The 19,928-nt window shown below is 43.2% G+C and carries 11 protein-coding genes; 3 read left to right on the top strand and 8 right to left on the bottom strand.

Annotated features, from left to right (window positions below):
• Window positions 1-33 precede the first annotated feature (33 nt).
• Genes ACYQ0C_RS18215 through dxs form a run of 3 tightly spaced genes read right to left on the bottom strand, consistent with a single transcriptional unit; the run spans window position 34 to window position 4,740 of the window.
• Window positions 34-1,488, bottom strand: a complete 1,455-nt coding sequence (locus tag ACYQ0C_RS18215) for a TrkH family potassium uptake protein (RefSeq protein WP_016277785.1) — start codon at window positions 1,486-1,488, stop codon at window positions 34-36.
• Window positions 1,488-2,828 carry a Trk system potassium transporter TrkA gene (gene trkA / locus ACYQ0C_RS18210; protein WP_016277784.1) on the bottom strand — a complete coding sequence of 447 codons (1,341 nt, stop codon included), beginning with the start codon at window positions 2,826-2,828 and terminating at the stop codon, window positions 1,488-1,490. Before trkA ends, ACYQ0C_RS18215 begins: the two co-directional genes overlap by 1 nt.
• Before the next feature lie 13 nt (window positions 2,829-2,841).
• Window positions 2,842-4,740, bottom strand: a complete 1,899-nt coding sequence (dxs, locus tag ACYQ0C_RS18205) for a 1-deoxy-D-xylulose-5-phosphate synthase (RefSeq protein ID WP_025019537.1) — start codon at window positions 4,738-4,740, stop codon at window positions 2,842-2,844.
• Window positions 4,741-4,832: 92 nt separating this feature from the next.
• Between dxs and ACYQ0C_RS18200 the strand changes: the two genes are divergently transcribed.
• Window positions 4,833-5,819, top strand: a complete 987-nt coding sequence (locus ACYQ0C_RS18200; protein WP_016277782.1) for a GSCFA domain-containing protein — start codon at window positions 4,833-4,835, stop codon at window positions 5,817-5,819.
• Window positions 5,795-8,260 carry a bifunctional UDP-N-acetylmuramoyl-tripeptide:D-alanyl-D-alanine ligase/alanine racemase gene (locus tag ACYQ0C_RS18195; protein ID WP_016277781.1) on the top strand — a complete coding sequence of 822 codons (2,466 nt, stop codon included), beginning with the start codon at window positions 5,795-5,797 and terminating at the stop codon, window positions 8,258-8,260. The genes ACYQ0C_RS18200 and ACYQ0C_RS18195 overlap by 25 nt, the downstream gene beginning before the upstream one ends.
• Window positions 8,261-8,372: 112 nt before the next feature.
• On the opposite strand, the gene ACYQ0C_RS18190 is transcribed toward ACYQ0C_RS18195, so the two are convergent.
• From ACYQ0C_RS18190 to ACYQ0C_RS18180, 3 genes are all read right to left on the bottom strand, one after another.
• Complete coding sequence (locus tag ACYQ0C_RS18190) at window positions 8,373-9,677, bottom strand: rhamnogalacturonidase (protein ID WP_016277780.1); 1,305 nt, start codon at window positions 9,675-9,677, stop codon at window positions 8,373-8,375.
• A gap of 41 nt (window positions 9,678-9,718) precedes the next feature.
• On the bottom strand, window positions 9,719-12,607 hold the full coding sequence (locus tag ACYQ0C_RS18185) for an exo-beta-1,4-galactosidase (RefSeq protein ID WP_016277779.1): 2,889 nt from the start codon (window positions 12,605-12,607) through the stop codon (window positions 9,719-9,721).
• A 121-nt stretch (window positions 12,608-12,728) separates the two neighbouring features.
• Entirely contained in the window at window positions 12,729-15,488 is a 2,760-nt protein-coding gene (locus tag ACYQ0C_RS18180) for a glycosyl hydrolase family 28 protein (RefSeq protein WP_016277778.1), read from the bottom strand.
• A gap of 206 nt (window positions 15,489-15,694) precedes the next feature.
• Here ACYQ0C_RS18180 and ACYQ0C_RS18175 point away from each other — a divergent pair, with 206 nt between their 5' ends.
• A complete protein-coding gene (locus tag ACYQ0C_RS18175) occupies window positions 15,695-16,390 on the top strand; it encodes an SGNH/GDSL hydrolase family protein (protein ID WP_016277777.1) in 696 nt (231 codons plus the stop codon).
• A gap of 235 nt (window positions 16,391-16,625) precedes the next feature.
• Here the strand turns inward: ACYQ0C_RS18175 and ACYQ0C_RS18170 are convergent, their stop codons facing one another.
• Both ACYQ0C_RS18170 and ACYQ0C_RS18165 read right to left on the bottom strand, forming a co-directional pair.
• Entirely contained in the window at window positions 16,626-18,038 is a 1,413-nt protein-coding gene (locus ACYQ0C_RS18170) for an arylsulfatase (protein ID WP_016277776.1), read from the bottom strand.
• Between the two features lie 42 nt (window positions 18,039-18,080).
• On the bottom strand, window positions 18,081-19,916 hold the full coding sequence (locus tag ACYQ0C_RS18165; protein WP_016277775.1) for a RagB/SusD family nutrient uptake outer membrane protein: 1,836 nt from the start codon (window positions 19,914-19,916) through the stop codon (window positions 18,081-18,083).
• Window positions 19,917-19,928 lie beyond the last annotated feature (12 nt).

Genomic DNA, 19,928 nt, shown 5'->3' with positions numbered 1-19,928 from the left:
TGATAATAATCAGTGCTGATACTCCTCTAAATCCTAGTGCTTTTTCCAGAAACCGGGCGTAAACAACAAAAGAACCGTAAACAGTTCCAGACGCCCTACCAGCATGAGCAATGCACTCACCCATTTGGCTGCATCCGGTAATCCGCTCCATGAATAGGAGGGACCACATTTCCCTATACCGGGACCTACATTTCCCAGACTGGAAATGACCACGCTGTATGCCTCTTCAAATCCCACTCCGAATATCATCAGGACAATCCAGCCGATGAAAACAATGGCTATATAGAGAAAGGTAAATGCCAGTACCGCCGATTTGGTGGTGGAAGAAATGACTTGCCGGTTGATGCGTACCGGCAGCACGGCATTGGGATGGATGATGTGTTTGAATTCATTTTTTGCCACACGGCTCATGATAGCTATCCGGATACATTTCATTCCTCCGGTGGTGGAACCGGCGCAGGCTCCGAAAAACATGATGATGCACATCAGTGACCATAATACCGGTACCCAGGTCATATAGTCTGCTGATATGAAACCGGTGGTAGTCTGCAAGGAAACGACCTGGAAGATGGCTTTGCGGAAAGATTCCTCAATGCCGAACGGACTGGTGCAAATGAGAGTGATGGTAGTGAAAAGTGTGAAAAATCCTACTGTCCCCAAATACCAATGGAATTCTGTGTTTTGGAACAAACGTTTAAAATTTCCTTTTAAGAACAGTAAATATAATAAGGTGAAATTAATACCCGACAAGAACATGAATAAGGTGATGACATATTCTATATAAGGAGAATTAAAGAATGCTATACTGCTTTGTTTGGTAGAATATCCTCCTGTGGCGGCGGTGGTTAAGGAATGGCAGACACTGTCAAAAAAGTCCATGCCTCCGGCAATCAGTAGAATAATCTCGGTAATGGTCAGTCCCAGATAGATAGTCCAGATCCATTTGGCTGTAACGCCAATGCGCGGATGCACTTTATCATGGGTGGGGCCGGTGGCCTCTGCTGCAAATAATTGCACGCTGCCCACTCCGAAGATTGGCAATACGGCAATGGTGAAAAATACAATTCCTAATCCGCCGATCCATTGTGTCATGCTCCGCCAGAACAAAAGCCCGTGTGGCAGTGACTCTATATTGTTCAGTATGCTTGCTCCGGTGGTGGTGAACCCCGACATGGTCTCAAAGAAAGCGTCCGTTATACTGGGGATGTATCCGCTCAGATAGAATGGAAGCATACCGAATAAAGAAAAAAACACCCATGCGAAAGTTACAATGACGTATCCGTCGCGGCGGCTGATTTTCTTTTCTGCATTTTTGCCGGCTAGAGAGGCTATGATGCCTGCTCCTGTCGTTATGGCTATAGAAGTCAGGAAAGCAGAAAGGTCTGATTCCTTATAATAGATGGCGAGAAATGAGCATAGAATAAGGAAGCCCGCTTCTATGAAGAAAAGCGAGCCCATAATCCGGGCTATCATTTTTATGTTTATCATCAATTGAAGAATTTTTCTATTTTCTTAATCATCATGCCCAGGCAGAATACCACAACATGGTCATTGGGCTGAATAACGGTATTACCTGTTACCAATATACCGTCACCGTTGCGGATGAGTCCGCCGATGGTCGCACCTTTGGGCAGTCCGGCGTCCTTGACGGCGCATTTGGTAATGCGAGACCCGTTCTTAACTGTGAATTCAGCCACGTCGGCATTGGCGAAAGTCAGACATTTCACATTGGAAACATCGGCATCCAGCATCATTTGGTAAATATGGCTGGCGGCAATCATCTTTTTGTTGATGACTGTACCGATATCCAGACTTTCCGCCATACTGATATAATCAATATTTTCCACTTCCGCCACTGTCTTGGTTACTCCCATGCGTTTGGCGGCAAGACAAGCCAGGATATTTGTTTCGGAATTATCTGTCAGAGCGACAAACGCCTCGGTGTTTTTTAACCCTTCTTCCATGAGTAAATCCATATCCCGTCCATCTCCGTTGATAATCATTATTTTATCATCTACCACTTCTGTCAGCCGGTTACATCGGTTAATGTCATTCTCAATAATCTTGACCTGCATATAATCGGGTACGTATTGTGTGGTGCGTACAGCAATCCGGCTGCCACCCATAATCATTACATTGCGTACATCGGGATAGGTTTCTTTCCCTGCGATTTTGCGGATATAGGGAATGTATTTCTTGGTCGTGGTGAAATAAACAATATCGTGTAATTTGATGGTGTCGTCTCCACGGGGGATGATTGTTTCATTTCCCCGCTTGATGGCTACAATGTGGAATGGAATATTACGTCCGCCCAGTTCATGAAGAGGAACGTTCAGAATTTCTGCCGTTTCGCGCATTTTGGTACCAATCAGGACCAATGCGCCACCGCAAAACTCCCACCATTGACGTATCCAGCTCATTTTGATGGCATCGACTATATCTTTAGCGGCCAGCATTTCCGGATAAATCAGTGAGTGCACTCCTAATTGGGAGAAGAACTCTTTATGTTTAGGAAGTAGATATTCGTAATTGTCGATCCGGGCTACAGTCTTTTTGGCGCCCATATTGGTAGCCAACATGCAGGCCGTCATATTGCGGCTTTCTTCCGGCATCACTCCGATGAATAAATCCGCGCCTGCCACTCCTGCATTCTTAAGGCCGGAAATGGAAGTGGGGGATGCATTGACAGTCATCAGGTCGAAGTTGGAATCCAGTTTGCTCAACTTTTCTTCGTCTTCATCCATCAAAATGATGTCCTGCTTTTCATCGGATAATAATTTCGCCAGATGGGTACCTACTGCTCCCGCTCCTGCAATAATAATTTTCATTGTTCTCTCTCTCTTAGAATGATATCAATACTTTGTAAATGCCTTCTTCATCCATACCGCATATATGGTAGAGCTCTTTGACTGAGCCGTGCTCGACAAATTGATCTGGTAATCCGACGCGTTTTACTTGTGGGTTGTACTCATTATCTGCCATAAATTCCAATATGGCGCTACCCATTCCACCTTTTAGCACACCGTCTTCAATAGTGACCACTTGCTTGAATTTCCGGCCAATCTCGTGCAACATGCTTTCGTCCAACGGCTTCAAGAAACGCAAGTCATAATGTGCGATACTTTTTCCTGTTTCCTGTTCGGCGTGTGTGATCGCTTTTTCCGCTTGGATGCCGATGGGACCCAGTGTAATGACCGCTATGTCTTTCCCTTCTTTCAATTTTCGTCCTTTTCCTATCTCTATTTCTTGCATAGGGCATTTCCAGTCTACCAATGACCCTCTGCCACGTGGGTAACGGATGACAAAGGGACCTTTATCAGGCAGTTGGGCGGTGTACATCAGACAGCGCAGCTCATGTTCGTTGTAAGGGGAGGCTACCGTGAGATTGGGGATCGGCCGCATATAAGCCAAGTCGAAGGCTCCGTGATGAGTGGGCCCGTCTTCTCCTACCAGTCCGGCGCGGTCCAGACATAATACTACATTGAGTTTTTGTATCGCTATATCGTGGATCACATTGTCGTATGCGCGCTGCATGAAGGACGAATAGATATTGCAGAAAGGCAATAATCCGTCTTTTGCCATTCCTCCTGAAAAAGTGACGGCATGTCCTTCGGCAATTCCCACATCAAATCCTCTTTCGGGCATGGCTCTCATCAATATGTTCATAGAGCATCCCGAAGGCATTGCGGGAGTGACTCCTACAATTTTGTCGTTTGTCTGAGCCAGTTCCAATAGAGTATTCCCAAAAACATCCTGAAACAAAGGGGGCATTCCTTGGGTATCGACAACGATACGCTCTCCGGTTTCCTTGTCGAATATGCCCGGAGCATGCCAGATGGTGGCAGCTTTTTCTGCCGGACCGAAGCCCTTTCCTTTGGTGGTATGTATGTGGAGCAGTTTGGGCCCCTGCATATCTTTGATCTCTTTCAGAACGTGTGCCAGATTGTTGACATCATGTCCGTCTATCGGTCCGAAATAACGGATATTCATGCCTTCAAATACGTTTTGCTGTTGTACCAGCATGGATTTCAGACTGTTGTTGAACCGTATCAGGCTTTTCCGGCGTTCCTCGTTCAGAATCCCCCAACGATGGAACATTTGTGATATTTTATAGCGTATCCGGTTGTATCCTTCAGACATTTGCAGGTTCAGCAGATATTGTTTCATACCTCCTACGCTACGGTCTATAGCCATATTGTTGTCATTCAGGATAATCAGCAGGTTATTGGGAGTAACCGAGGCGTTGTTCAGTCCTTCGAAAGCCAGTCCGCCACTCATGGAGCCGTCACCGATTACGGCAACGACATGCCGGTTGTTCTCTCCGTGTTTCTTGGCGGCTACAGCCATTCCCAAAGCTGCGGAAATGGAATTTGACGCATGTCCGCAAGTAAATGTGTCATATTCACTTTCGGATGGGGACGGAAAAGGACGGATGCCATTCAGCTTACGGTTGGTACAGAACGCATCCCGGCGTCCGGTTAAAATTTTATGTCCGTAAGCTTGATGTCCTACATCCCATACAATGCGGTCGTAGGGCGTATTGAATACATAATGCAAGGCGACGGTCAGTTCTACTACACCCAAACTGGAGCCGAAATGCCCCGGATTACATGAGAGCTCATCTATAATCTTTTGCCTCAGCTCTTTACACACTTCGGGCAGTTTGTCTGCGCTTAAATGGCGCAAATCATCCGGAGTATCTATGCTTTGCAGCAAGTTATATAAATTATCCTGTTCCATGCTTATGATATGATAAATATCGTGCAAAAATAGCATAAATATGTGTATTATGATTACATTTGCCCTTAAATTTTAAAAGCTGTCCTTATCGTATGAATTTCAGAACGCAAGTAGAATTACCTAAAAGGGAAACAGAAATCCGGCATTCGGACCGAATCATGCTATTTGGTTCTTGTTTTGCAGAAAACATCGGAAATTTGTTGCTGACAAATAAGTTCCGTTGTGATGTAAATCCTTTTGGAATCCTCTATAATCCTTTATCCATTGTGGAAGCTCTCCGGCAAATTCTATCCCATCAAACATATACGGAAGAGGATTTGTTCTATGCCGGAGGCAGTTGGCACAGCTGGATGCATCATAGTGCTTTCTCGGCTCCTGCGGCAGCATCTTGTTTGTCTTCTATAAATACGCGGCTGTCACAGGCTTCTGCCGGATTTCCCCGGCTTGATTGGCTGGTCATTACTTGGGGGACTGCCTTTGCTTATTGGCTGAAAGAAAGGACGATGGTGGTAGGAAATTGTCATAAACAGCCCGACAGCCTTTTTACCCGGCAGCTTCTTACGGTGGAGGAAATTGTCACTGAATGGGAGTGTGTGTTGGTGGAATTGAGAAAAATAAATCCGTCCTTGAAGATACTTTTCACTGTCAGCCCCATACGGCATATCAAAGACGGTATGCATGGGAATCAGATAAGTAAGTCCACTTTGCTTCTCGCGGCGGATGAATTGTGCCGCCGATGGTCTGATTGTTACTATTTTCCTTCCTATGAAATCATGATGGATGAACTTCGTGATTATCGTTTTTATGCAGATGATATGTTGCATCCGTCTCCTGTAGCTATATCTTATTTATGGGAATGTTTTACAGATTGTTATTTTAGTAAAGAAACAGACCGGATCATGAAGGAGTGGGAAGATATCCGGAAGGCTTTAGCCCACAAACCGTTTAATGCCCAATCTGAAACATATCGCAAATTTTTAACTCAAATAGTGTTAAAGATAGAGCGACTTAAAGAAAAGTTCCCGTATTTTGACCTTCAAAAAGAATTAGAACAATGTCAAGCTCAATTGAAAATATAGAAAAAGTTCTGGGGGCAAAGCGGTTTGGCGACCGTAGCGCACAGATTGATTGGATTTTAACTGATAGCCGTTCGTTGTGTTTCCCGGAAGAAACATTATTTTTCGCTTTAAAGACCAAACGGAATGACGGGCATAAATATCTGCCGGAATTGTATGAACGCGGAGTCCGTAACTTTGTAGTGGGCGACTTGCCGGCTGATATGCAATCTTTTCAAGATGCGAATTTCCTGCAGTTGGCCAATCCTCTGAAAGGATTACAAAGATTGGCGGAAAAACATCGGGAGCAGTTCCAGATTCCGGTTATAGGAATTACGGGAAGTAATGGAAAAACCATTGTGAAGGAATGGCTGTATCAATTGCTGAGTCCGGACCGTGTGGTAACCCGCTCGCCACGCAGTTATAACTCGCAGATAGGTGTGCCTCTTTCAGTATGGCTGATGAACGAGCATACTGAACTTGCTATTTTTGAAGCGGGTATTTCTGAAATGGGTGAAATGGAGGCGTTGCAGTCCATCATTAAACCTACGGTGGGTATCTTGACCAATATAGGTGGCGCGCATCAGGAGAATTTTTTCTCTTTACAGGATAAATGTATGGAGAAACTCACTTTGTTCAAAGATTGTGATGTCATTGTTTATGACGGGGATAATGAGTTGATCAGTTCGTGTGTGACAAAATCACTTTTTACCTCGCGTGAGATTGCTTGGTCAAAAAAAGATAATGAACGCCCATTGTTTATTGAGTCCGTTCAAAAAGGGGAACATGCTACCACTATCAAATACCGTTACTTGGGGATGCCGAATGAATTCAGCATTCCTTTTATAGATGACGCTTCCATTGAGAACTCATTGCATTGTCTGGCTGTGGCTTTGTATATGATGGTTCCCCCTGAACAAATAACTGAGCGTATGGCGCGTTTGGAGCAGATTGCCATGCGTCTGGAGGTGAAAGAGGGCAAGAATGGCTGTGTGTTGATCAATGACAGTTATAATTCTGATCTGGCTTCTTTGGATATAGCCCTCGACTTTATGTCACGTCGTTCTGATGACAAAGGGAAAAAACGGACATTGATCCTTTCGGATATGCTTGAGACCGGGCAGAGCAGCAAACTGCTTTACCGACAGGTGGCCGAACTGGTACATAGCCGGGGGGTAGAGAAGATGATCGGGGTAGGAGAGGAAATTCGGACTGCAGCTGCCCGTTTTGAGATAGAAAAGTATTTTTTCCGTACTACGGAAGAATTGTTGGAGTCGGATTTGCTGGCCGGTCTGCGTGATGAGGTGATTCTGATAAAAGGTTCACGGGCTTTTCATTTTGACCGGATTTCGGATCGCTTGGAACTGAAAGTGCATGAGACCATTTTGGAGATCAATCTGAATGCCTTGATTGATAATCTGAACTATTACCGCAGCAAATTGAAACCGGAAACCAAAATGGTGTGCATGGTGAAGGCTTCCGCATACGGTGCAGGCTCTTACGAGATAGCCAAGACACTGCAAGACCATCGGGTGGATTACTTGGCGGTAGCTGTTGCCGATGAAGGTTCGGACTTGCGGAAGGCGGGAATCACTTGTTCCATTATGATCATGAATCCGGAGCTGACAGCATTCAAGACCATGTTTGATTATAAACTGGAACCCGAGGTTTATAGTTTCCATTTATTGAACGAGCTGATTAAGGCCGCTGAGAAGGAAGGGGTGACGAACTTCCCCATTCATATCAAACTGGATACGGGGATGCACCGGCTGGGGTTTGCACCCGAAGAGATTCCGGAACTGATAGACCGTCTGAAGAAACAGACTGCTGTAATTCCACGTTCCGTATTCTCTCATCTGGTAGGCAGTGACGGGGCTCAGTTCGATTCGTTTACGCGCAGGCAGATAGAAATGTTTGAAGCTGCCTCCGGGTGCTTGCAGGAGGCTTTTCAGCATAAGATATTGCGTCATATCTGTAATACAGCCGGGATAGAACGCTATCCGGGTGCCCAGTTTGATATGGTGCGTCTGGGAATCGGCCTTTATGGAATAGATCCGTTTACTAACCGGATCATCCATAATGTAAGCACATTGAAAACTACCATTCTTCAGATTCATGAGGTTCCGAAGGAGGAAACGGTAGGATATAGCCGTAAAGGACGTTTGGAGAGGGATTCCCGTATTGCCGCTATTCCTATCGGCTATGCCGACGGGTTGAACCGGCATTTGGGAAACGGACGTGCTTACTGTCTGGTGAATGGACAGAAAGCGCCATACGTGGGTAATATCTGCATGGATGTATGTATGATTGATGTGACGGATATTGATTGTAAGGAGGGGGATAAGGCTGTCATTTTCGGAGATGATTTGCCGGTTACCGTCCTGTCGGAGATTCTGGAAACGATTCCATACGAGATTTTGACCAGTGTGTCTAATAGGGTCAAACGGGTTTATTACCAGGATTAGCGGAAAAAGTATTTCCTTTTAAAGTAACATAAGTAACTTGAGCAAGTAAGATAAGTAACTTGGCCAAGTAAGACGTTTAACCCGGCCAAGTTACTTATCTTACTTTTTGATCTTATTTTATCTTGTCTATACGGACTTTCTTCCAACTAAAGTTGTCAATCATTTCTTTGTCGCATTTCTCGTTTTTAGCTTTAATGTTCAGGTTTTCGAATGTAAAGTTCGTGAGTTGATATTGATCGGACTTTTCCACGCTGAAAAAATTGTCGCATTTAAAATCAATGTTTCTCATGGTTACATGATCTGAATAAGAAAGAGGAATGTCTTTTCTATCTTTCAGGTCGAAGAATTGCGTCCAAGGCTTGATATACAGAAAATGGTTTGCGTCTCCGGTGATATCTTCTACCAGAATATATTCATATTGTTGGGGGGTGTCCGGTCGCATCTTTAACCATAACAAACGATTGGCATTGGTGATGTGAATGCGTCGCAAGATAATATTGCGATTGTGGATGGATTCGCTTCCACAAGTGAGGGCGCCGTGGCAGAAGCCGTAGGTACAATCTTCTATGATGATGTTGGAATTTCTTCCATTATTCGGGTCTTGGTCTGCCCAAGGTCCTTTTCCACCTTTTAAAGCTATGGCGTCATCATTGACAGACATATAGCAGTTCTTCACCAGTACATTGCTGCATACATCTATATCAATGGCATCCGTACTTGGAGCCTTTACCGGTTCCTCCGGGGAGAAGATATAGAGGTTCAGTAATTTTATGTGATTACATTTGTAAAGGTGGGTAGTCCAAAAAGGAGAGTTGATGAGGCGTACTCCTGAGAGTTGGACGTCATTGCTATGGGAGATATGTACCAGCCGGGGACGTAATTCATCCATATTGGTGCATTGGGGATTGACTTTTCGACGAAGCCAGAATGATTTCCAGTATCTTAATCCATTGCCGTCAATCGTACCTTTTCCGGATAATGTAAAGCCGTCCACCCTGTCGGCATTGACCAACGCCGCAAAATATTTCAAGCTTTGCCCTTCCATGCGGGTATCTATGATGGGGAAGTTGCTGATATCATCACTTCCCTTCAACACTGCTCCTTCTTCCAGATGCAGGTGTGTTTTGGGTTTGAAGAACAGCGCTCCACTTAAATAGGTTCCTTTGGGAATGACGATAACTCCCCCGCCGTTTTGTGCGGCAGCATCAATGGCAGATTGGATTTTCTCTGTTTGTAACAGGGTACTGTCATTGATGACGCCGTAATCTGTCAGAATGTATTTCTTGCCTAATGTGTTTATATCTACTATCTTACTGTCCTTAAACCAATCGGATACAGGTGTGCCGTCCGGAAATTTTTCTTGTGCCAAAGACGGAAGGCATAGAAAGGCGGCACATACAAAAGTTATTAATTTCATGATTCTGCTATTAAATTAATCACTAACTACGATTCACTTGTTTATTGTCGGAAATCAAACATCAAATTCAGATGTAACCCTTCATCTCCCGATTTGATACGGATATTACCCGGCTGGCTGTTCGGCCCTTGTTGCTCGATGGGTTTAAAGGAGCAAATAGCCGGGATGTCCAGCAGGAAGGATATATCCCCTTCGGGGAATTTGGGCATGGTGTCTTTTACGCGTCCTTTCGGTTCTTCGGGAGTGAACACATGGAAGAAGATCCCGTCATTCCGGGAATAAACGGTGAACGGTGTCGTGTCACTTTCCAATGTGGCCCAATACATATTGGCATGATATCCTTTAAATTCCGGATAAATCAGATTTTCAAAGCTTTCTCCGGTGATGGTATTGTTGTACTCTTTGTGCCATACTCCATAATTCGTTCCCGGAATCCGGTTTTTCCAGACACGGTACGGGCCGCGCCCCATCCATTTCATGCCGGAGCAATTCTTTTCAGGATAAGAGAAAGTCAGACCGAGATTGAATACTTTGGAGTCCATGAAAGCGTCATCAAATCCACCTCCGCCGGAAGCCCGGTTCAGCAGAATGGCATCCATATAGAGTAATCCTTTGTCCGTAAGACGCCATACGATGGAGTCGGCGGCACCTTTGTATTTGGCACAGTAAACAGCCCCCTCGTTGCTGTTGCGGACATAGCTCAATGTTGGTTCGTAGCGCATTTTCATGCCCACTGCCACAGGGCCGTCTTTGAATGGAACTTCTGTTCCTCCTGATGTGATACGGCTGATCATGCCGGTAGCCGGATCAAAAGTGACGGTTACACGGTCGCTTTTCAGTTCGATGGAGGTAGCGGTTTGAGTGGCGGTGGCCGGTTGTACCGCTTCCAGGGTCATCGGAGTCTGCGCCATTTTATGATCAAAGTATTGTTTGGCCAGCCGGATAGGATAGGTCCAGTTACAGATACTTTTCCCCTCTTTGTCAAATGCCTCTAACTCCAGTACATCACCTTCCCGGAAAGAAGCAGGAAGAGTGAAGCGGGCTTTTCCAGTTTCACCCGGTGCGATGGCAGGCAGTTGTACATGGCCTTCTGCGATAACTTTACCGCTTTCCAGGACATTTTTCAAAGGTGTTTCGCAAGTACGTATTTTGTAAGTCATGCGACATTTGTCCAGGTTGGTATACGTATATTCATTAGTAACCAGGAAGCTGCCGTCAAAGTGATCAGTAATCAGCAGGGGTTTTAACTGGATGGGCGACCATTGTGCGCGGATAGCATAGTAACTTCCTTCTTTTTCTCTACGTGGACCAACTACCCCGTCAGGAGCATTGGATTTATCAGAATCCAATATGCCTCCTTTATCAGAACGTTTGGGAGCTTCGTCACAGAATACCCAGATAAAGCCTCCGGCAAACAGAGGGTTCGTGCACCAACGATCCCAAAAGTCACGCAGTCCGGCACCACCTCCCTGATCGTACATGGCATGCATGAATTCGGTAGGCATAAATACTTTATAGCCGTTGGTAAAACGTGCCACTCCAGTCAGATAAGTGGGATAATGGTGGGTGTCCAGATCATTGAAATCGGCCCAAGGGTGTACCATGTGGCGTTTCTGTAATTTATCGTATTGGGCGAATAAAGGATCCAGATTATAATTCCATCCTCCTTCGTTGCCATTACTCCAAATAATGATGGAAGGATGATTCACATCGCGTTCTATCATTTCTTTGACTAATTTAGGACCTACTTTTGAATCGTATCCGTTTTGCCATCCTGCCAGTTCGTCCATGTAGACAATTCCTAATGAATCACACATATCCAGGAAATGTTCATCAGGCGGATAATGTGAACGGACGGCATTCATATTCATCTCTTTTACCAGCAAGGCATCCTGACGGCTCATAGCCGCACTGGTAGCACGACCTCCATCTACGGAAAAAGAATGGCGGTTGACACCTTTCACCACTAGTTTGGTTCCATTCAGATAAACTCCGTCTTGTGGAAAGAATTCAATGGTGCGGAAACCTATCCGCGTTTCACGGCTTTGCACCGTTTTCCCTTCGGGGTTTTTCAGTTCCAGTCTAGCTACGTACAGATTGGGGTCCTCTGTAGACCAGGGTTGGATGTTCATCCAGTTTCCTTCCACCAACTGTTCCTTGTTCGAATCCTTAATCTGATGAGAAAGGGTAGGTTTGTTTGCTTGAGTGTACATGTCTTTTCCATCCTTTAATGAACGGACGGAAACAGACAATTCATATCCTTTGGCATCTCCCTCCAATTCTATTGCCGCTTGCAATTTTCCATGCTGATCGGCGTTCAGAACAAAATGTCGCATGTGGACTGCCGGAACAACTTCCAGCCATACAGGTCTGTAAATACCACCATACAGCCACCAGTCGGCTTTACGTTCGGCTGCATTGATGGATTTGTTGGCTGATTCTTTAGCTATCTTTACTTCAAGCAGGTTCTTTTTGCCGGGTTTCAATAAATCGGTGATATCATAACTGAAGCGGTAGAATCCTCCCTGATGCATCTCGCCTGCGGGTTTTCCATTGATGAAAACTTCCGTGTCGGTCATCACTCCGTCAAAGAATATTTTTATCCGCTCACCGGAAGTTGTTGCCGGGGATTCGAATTTATATCGGTAAATGCCCGTTTCGTCGCTTGGCCTTTCACCTTTTATAGTGTACCAACGACCGTAAGTATATGCTCCGAATCCTTGCAGTTCCCAGTTGCAGGGTACTTCGATCTTTTTCCATTTTCCACTGTTTTGTCCTCCCGAACAAAAGAACTCCCAAGTCTTGGTGTTGTCAATACCGGTTCCCGATAAATAGATACGTTCGGGGTGCGGAGCTTGTGCCTGCACAGTGGGTCCACTCCACAGGGCAGCTATTACTAAAGCCGCCAGTTTGGTCCATTTGTTTTTCATAATACCATTGAATACTGTTTTCATGATACAAAAATAAGGCGGGATAGCCCGCCTTACAATGGAAAATCATACATTATGATGAAAAATGATACAATTATAGGGAATGAATAGGCCGATAGAATTATTTTATTTCTATCCTCATGGGAGATTCCTTTTTATATTCAACCTGTTTCTGATTGGCATTGATGTTCTTGAAAATAATGTTTTTGGATCTCTTGCCTTCTACATTCACCCTGATTTCTTCGCCAGGGAGTTTGAAATGTATATCCTCGAACAGGATGTCTTTTCCATCCAATATGTGAATGTCATTATGCTGCGATTCTATCGTCAGCTTCCGCATCGTAAATCCGGCGGCATCATTCAGGGCGCCGATTAATTTCTTGCATTTGATCTCTCCATTTTCCACCACTACCTGGTTGAAAGGTATTTCGGGAATACCATTGGCGGTAAAGAACTGGTCGGCTGATTCTACAATGAAATCTTTGATCAGGATATTCTTTACATCAGGCGTCAGCCGGTTTACTTTTCTTGCCGGATAGCGTGCGGCCAGTTCGCCCATATAATAAGCACTGCCCAACAAATCCCAGGTAAAGGCTTTTCCTACATTGATCATGCGCAGTCTCTCATAGTACGTGTTGTCACTGCCTCCTCCACGGTTGCGTCGCGTTTTGAAACGGATGCCGGTACGGGTGCCGTCGAATACACAATCGTGTACATACAGATTCTTGATCACTCCGGCTGTTTCACTACCACAAGTTATCCCGCCATGTCCATGCTGGGCCAGCGAGTAGCGGATCACTACATTTTCTGTAGGCTTGCCTACACGTAATCCGTCTTCTGCTCTACCGGCTTTCAGGGTAAAACAATCATCACCGCAGTTCAGCGTGCAGTATTCAATTAATACATTTTTACAAGATTCTATATCAATGCCGTCTCCGCTGGGCACCTTGGTGGAGTTGACGGTAATGCCTCTTATAATTACATTCTCGCAATAAATGGGTACCACATTCCATAAGGTGCTTCGTTCCATCGTGATCCCTTCTATTAATACATTGGTACAGTTGATAGGAGAGATGGTTTTAGGACGATAGAAAGTCCTGCCTTCCATACCGTCATAGATGCGTTGTTCTATAGGCATGTCCCACGGGACATCTTTTTCTACCACTGAAGCACCGTTAGGACGTTTTCTGATTTCAGCATCCATAGGTGGTCCGTAAATGGTTCCTTCTCCTGTAATGGCGATGTTGTTTTCCCCATTGGCGTAAATAAAGGCGGCCGGCCCCATTATTTCCACCCCTTCATGGCGTGTGAAAACCGCCGGCAGATAATCTTCCGCACGACCGGCAAACTCTATTTCGGCTCCTTTGGCTAAATGCAGGTTGACATTACTTTTCAGAACGATACGGGCCGATTTCCATTTCCCCTCAGGAATGACGACTGTTCCTCCTCCTTGGTTGCTGACTTCGGCAATCGTCCGGTTCACTAAATCTGTAATAGGGGCATCTTCTGTCATTCCTTTGTCTTTCATATTGACGATGAAATCGGGAAAAACGGGACGCTTCGGTTGAGGCATATTGAAATATGCATTCTTGATCGGAACGATATTCCGGGGCATGGCTTGTGCACCGACTTCATTTAAATAGGGGATAGCCGGTTTCAGTTCTGCTGTCAGTTTATCCAATACTTCCGGATTTAATTTTACTTTTACCATCCCGATGGGGTGGAAGCGCGTATCATCCCAAGCTGTATAAACAATGGTATATACATTGTCTCCTTCGGGTATCAGGCAAAGCGGAGTCCTCATAACAGTCCACCATTTTTTTACTTTGGTATCTATGGCGATATAACGTGCTTTGCTCCAGTTTTTTCCGTCTATGGATAAAGTGTATCCCATTCTGTTGGGCAAGTTTAAATAGTCCGGTCCTCCGTCAAACATCGCTATATAGATTCCGTTGGGTAATCGGGATACGATAGGATTCTCTACAAACTGCGGGTGAATGGAAGTTATCGGATTGATTTCCTCACCCATACGTTTCCATGGTCCTTCCAAGGTTTCTGATTCGGCCAGTCCCACAGCCCATACCTTGCGCTTTTCCCCTCCTTTCAAGGGATAATCTGCACGGGTTTCGTAAGGATAAGCTCCACTGATAAACGCATTCCAGCCTTTATCCACTTTATATGGGAAGAAAGAAGCGACTCCTTGCCGTCCTTCCCAAAGTTGGGAGTCCAGTCCCGGTTCTATCACGATTCCCATGTCCCGGTAAGGACCACCTATTCCTTCTATACCTTCTTTTTCGGATTCACATCTCCAGATGCGGCCGAAAGAATGATTGGGTGCAATTTCTTTATCTGTGGTGTAAGCCAGATAGAATCCGTACCATCGGTTGTTTTCCTCGCTGAATACAGGCATATAAGACCAGATGGCGGAACGGCGGTCATTCATGGGATTGTCTTCATGTACCAATGCATAGACACCGCTTGATTCCAATATAGTGGATTGGCGTGTCCAGTGAACAGCATCGGTGCTGGTCCAGTGTCCTATCCGTGTCTTTACTCTGTCGTGGTAGGCAGGCATCCCTTTCACACCGGCACGTTCGGTAGGGAACATGTGATAAGTACCTTTTATTTTTACGATAGAGCCTCCTTCAAATCCTCCTTGAATCCCTTCCGTACCTGGCATTCCTGCATTAACCACAGGTGCGTCAGGTCCTCCGATAGCGGTAAATAAGGACTCTCCGTCGGTGATTCCGTCGATATGGAATGAAGTACAGTCTCTCTTGTTATCAGTTTTGATACTCGTACTTTCTATCTTTTGAGCAACGGCTTGTGTACCTGCCATACATAACCCGATGCACAGTCCCCAAAAAGCGTTTCTTGTCATACTTAGTCTTTTAAAAGTTAAACGGCCTCTATTTGGCTTATAGGTAATGACGTTTGTAGATAGAATTTGTAACCATCGGATTTGTTCTTATTTTTATGAAGCCGCTCCATGTCTCTTTTTTGTCTGTAAATGGAAGAAAAAGGTTGTTTCTATAGGTGCTAAATCAAAATATGATGTATATTTGAAGGCGAAATAATCAAATACCTATGAAAAAGTATATTTTAACTCTGCTGTTTTGTACGTTGTTCTGTCATCCGGGCATTGCCCAAAGTTTGAAATCCGTTTCTATCTTGGGGGATTCTTATTCCACGTTCGAAGGCTATGTTCAGCCCGATACTAATTTTGTATGGTATCTGAAGACGCCTCCTGAAGGACGGAAGACGGATATGGTTTCTGTACGTAATACTTGGTGGCATCAGTTTATTAAGGAGAACAACTACCGTCTTTGTGTGAATAATTCGTTCTCCGGCGCTACTATTTGCCATACCGGTTACCGTTCGGAGGATTATAGCGACCGTTCTTTCATCACCCGGATGAAGTCGTTGGGTTGTCCTGATATTATTTTTATTTTTGGCGCGACTAATGATTATTGGGCCAAATCACCTTTAGGAGAGTATCAGTATGCGGATTGGTCTAAAAAAGATTTGTATTCTTTCCGCCCTGCCATGGCTTATATGCTGGATACAATGATTGATTATTATCCTAATGTGGAGATTTATTTTCTGTTGAATAATGGATTAGGAGAGGAAATCAGTGAATCGGTCAGAACGATTTGCAAACATTATCAGATAGATTGCATCGAACTGAAAGGGCTTGATAAGATGAGCGGCCATCCTTCGGTGAAAGGGATGAAGCAGATTAGTGAGCAGGTGAAGGCGTATATGGCTGCGCATGGAAAATGACATTGTTGTTTTTTAGCCTGTTTAAATCGTCATTCTAGAATGACGATTTAAACAGGCTAAAAGGAATATAATTCTTTTGTTCCGGTGCCAAGAACTAAATTGAATCTGGAAATAAATGGGGGACTATGGGAAGAAAGGGAGAAAGTTTGCAACTATTCTTCAAAAATAAAAAGTAAGCGGGTGTCTGAAAAGGGCACCTGTTTTTTGCCATTCCCAATATTTCCTGTATGGATTCCTACTCTTTTTTTTCATGTGCAAAAGGAAATATCACACTTGTTTTGTGAGCCTTTTGCAATAGATCATTTAATATTCGTACTTTTTCCGGATATTGCTTTGATACATTCATTTGTTCAGAAGGATCAGAATTTAAATTATACAATTCCAATTTTGTCTTTTGAGGATTATTCACTTGCAGTTTTATCAATTTCCAATTGTCATTTAACAAGATGGCTTGTTTACCTCCTTGCTCATGAAATTCCCAATATAAATAATCATGTTTCAATAATTCTCCTTGCCCTGTTAATTCAGGAAGAAATGAAATTCCATCTACCGTTACAGGAACCTGTTCTCCTATCAAGTCACACATTGTAGGCAAAAAATCCCAAAATGCAGAAATATGATAACTGACACTGCCTTTTTTTACTTTCGCTGGCCATCGGATAATAAACGGTGTCCGAATTCCTCCTTCATATAAATCTCGTTTATATCCTCTAAATGCACTATTACTGTCAAAGACCTCCGGATCATGCCCGCCTTCTTTATGAACGCCATTATCAGAAGTAAAAATAATAATAGTATTATTGGATAAGCCTTTTTTTTCTACTAAATCCACAACACGTTGAACATCTCTATCCAATCGACTTACCATGGCGGCATAGGTGGCACGTGGTTTAGATTGAGGAGTATAATCTTTTCCTAAATATGGCTTCTCGTCAAACATTCCATCATATTCACCCAATTCCCCAGATGGAACTACTAGATCTGGATGAGGTAATGTTGGTGCTAAATAAAGAAAAAATGGTTTGTCGGATTTTTTTTCTATGAATGACAAGGCTTTCTCTATGATCAAATCATGAGAATATTTTTCACCATTTAGCATAATTTTCTTTTCATTTTCAAATAAAAAGGCTGGATAATAACGATGGGCGTTTCCTTGTCCCAAATAACCGAAAAAATAATCAAATCCTTGTTTGGTCGGATATCCTTCTGATTTAGGGCCTCCTAATCCCCATTTGCCAATACAAGCTGTTGCATAATTTCGCTTTTTTAAAATTTCTGCAACTGTTATTTCGTCATCAGCCAAAGGATAGTCATAACTATATCCGTCGGACGCTTTAACACCCTTATTTCCTCTAATGAAAGAATGACCAGTATGTTTACCTGTCATCAGGCAACAGCGAGACGGAGCACTTACAGTACATCCTGTATAATGTTGAGCAAATCTCATGCCGGTTGCGGCTAAATTATCTATTCCCGGTGTTTGAATAATACGCTGTCCGTAGCAACCTAAATCACCGATACCCAAATCATCTGCCATTATATAAATAACATTAGGCAAACTGTTTTCTTTTTCTCCTTGTGCTGAAATTATATTAGGAACAACTCCTAATGACATAGTCAGTAATATGTATTTATCAATAGTCTTCATGATATGTATTTGTTTATTTAGTACAAAACCAAAATTGTTTTTTTAGAACCTTTCCCATCCTGAAGATTGCTCTAAATTAGGATTCAACAAAAGTTGATTAGCAGGAATCGGGTACAAATAGTATTTTTCTAACCATCCTTTTCCTAAATCTACAGGATTAGGGGCCAAGTAGATATAGCCCTCTGTTAATTCCTTATTTGGCAATCCTGTAATTGGATCCATGATTTCTTTGTTAGCCATGTTGAAATCGCTCTTACGGATATATATTCCTTTACTTTCTCTATTCAAAAACCATTCCGCACGTTTCCAGCGGCGGATATCATAAAAGCCGAAACCTTCCCCCATCAATTCAACAATACGTTCACGTCTAATTTCCCATAATACTGCTGGAACGAGAGGATCTCGTGCTACATCAAAATTGTCGTTTATTTCACTGACAATCATTTTGCCTACTTGTACATTTTGTCGGCTACGTAATTTATTTATTGTCATATCGGCTACAGATTGATCAAATTCCCCCAGTTCATATTTAGCCTCAGCATAATTCAATAGAATTTCTTCTATTTTGAATAAAGGTTTATCTGCTGTATTTAAAGCTTGTGCATTGCTGTTCTGATCCCATGTATTATAATTCTTATACATGTAATAACCAGAACGAGATACCATATATGCTCTGACTGATTTGGGTTCCATATTAGGAGACATTTCTAATATAGAACCACTCCAATTATAAAGAGGAAGTCTTTTATGACCTTCTCTAGATAAGACTTTCATCTTTTCAATGTATTCGGCATCTTTTGGATTTCCGGTAGGAGTACCATCCGTATTCACTCTATAAGGTGGAGTTACATTCAATAACAGCCGAGGGTCTCGATTACGCATTTCATCATACATAGTTTTATCTCCCGCATATAGAGGACTTGCAGAGATTGGCTTTCCATCCATACACAAGAATAAACTTACCGTATATTTATTCATTTGATTTCCATTTGTTCCACACCGTTCATAATATCCGATATTATTGGTTAATACATCCGCTTTATATTCTTTATATAAGATCACCCCATCAACAGTACTTAAGTCTTCACTGGTAAACATTTCATCGTAATAAGGATGCAATTTCGGAAAACTACTCATTAGTTTCTCGGAAATTTCAGCACAACACTTCAAATACTTTTCCGCATCTTCTATATTGTGATATTTACGCCATGTTCCTTCAAACAAACATAAACGTGAAATTAAAGCACGAACGGTGTGTATATTTATTGTATTTATTCCATCCCCGTTGGGTTTTATATGTTGTTCCGCAAACTGTAGATTTTCCAGCATCTTCTGTACCACTATAGTACGTGGTGTTTGTTCTGCATAAATTATATCATCATCTGTTTCTTTTACAACATGCTCTATCCATGGAACATTTCCAAAGCGGGCTACTAATTCATAATAATAATAAGCCCTAAAAAAATATCCTACAGACCGCCAATGATCCTTTTCCTCTTGACTCATTATTGATCCATCTATATTATCCAGCATCAGATTGACTCTCCTTACATAAGCAAAATCAAATCCTCCTCCTGAAGCTGGGACTGTAGCTAATTGGAACGAGTACATATTCTGATATCCTGATTTCTTTTTACTTAAATAACCGGCTAAAACGTCTCCCCAATAAAAGCTATCGTCTGTTTGTGTTCCTGGCTTTCTTAAAATGTTTGGATTGTTTAGCCCGCCATATAGCCCCCATGCATAGGTTTTGAAATTTGCATACGTCTTAAATGCGGTAACCTCTGTTTGAACTTCCTTAGGATATTTCTCTAAAAAATTATCATTACAACCTATAAATAGATTGACAACTATCAATAAATATAATATTTTCTTCATATTCCCGTATTT

The sequence above is a fragment of the Phocaeicola sartorii JCM 17136 = DSM 21941 genome (assembly GCF_054653615.1).
The sequence above is the reverse complement of the archived record's forward strand: the minus strand, read 5'-3'. Positions and strand labels throughout refer to the sequence as shown.

What these genes read in the sequence shown, in the direction of transcription:
- ACYQ0C_RS18215 (WP_016277785.1), bottom strand. Translation starts at nt 1,488, where the DNA reads ATGATAAACATAAAAATGATAGCCCGGATTATGGGCTCGCTTTTCTTC.
- trkA (WP_016277784.1), bottom strand. Translation starts at nt 2,828, where the DNA reads ATGAAAATTATTATTGCAGGAGCGGGAGCAGTAGGTACCCATCTGGCG.
- dxs (WP_025019537.1), bottom strand. Translation starts at nt 4,740, where the DNA reads ATGGAACAGGATAATTTATATAACTTGCTGCAAAGCATAGATACTCCG.
- ACYQ0C_RS18200 (WP_016277782.1), top strand. Translation starts at nt 4,833, where the DNA reads ATGAATTTCAGAACGCAAGTAGAATTACCTAAAAGGGAAACAGAAATC.
- ACYQ0C_RS18195 (WP_016277781.1), top strand. Translation starts at nt 5,795, where the DNA reads ATGTCAAGCTCAATTGAAAATATAGAAAAAGTTCTGGGGGCAAAGCGG.
- ACYQ0C_RS18190 (WP_016277780.1), bottom strand. Translation starts at nt 9,677, where the DNA reads ATGAAATTAATAACTTTTGTATGTGCCGCCTTTCTATGCCTTCCGTCT.
- ACYQ0C_RS18185 (WP_016277779.1), bottom strand. Translation starts at nt 12,607, where the DNA reads ATGAAAAACAAATGGACCAAACTGGCGGCTTTAGTAATAGCTGCCCTG.
- ACYQ0C_RS18180 (WP_016277778.1), bottom strand. Translation starts at nt 15,488, where the DNA reads ATGACAAGAAACGCTTTTTGGGGACTGTGCATCGGGTTATGTATGGCA.
- ACYQ0C_RS18175 (WP_016277777.1), top strand. Translation starts at nt 15,695, where the DNA reads ATGAAAAAGTATATTTTAACTCTGCTGTTTTGTACGTTGTTCTGTCAT.
- ACYQ0C_RS18170 (WP_016277776.1), bottom strand. Translation starts at nt 18,038, where the DNA reads ATGAAGACTATTGATAAATACATATTACTGACTATGTCATTAGGAGTT.
- ACYQ0C_RS18165 (WP_016277775.1), bottom strand. Translation starts at nt 19,916, where the DNA reads ATGAAGAAAATATTATATTTATTGATAGTTGTCAATCTATTTATAGGT.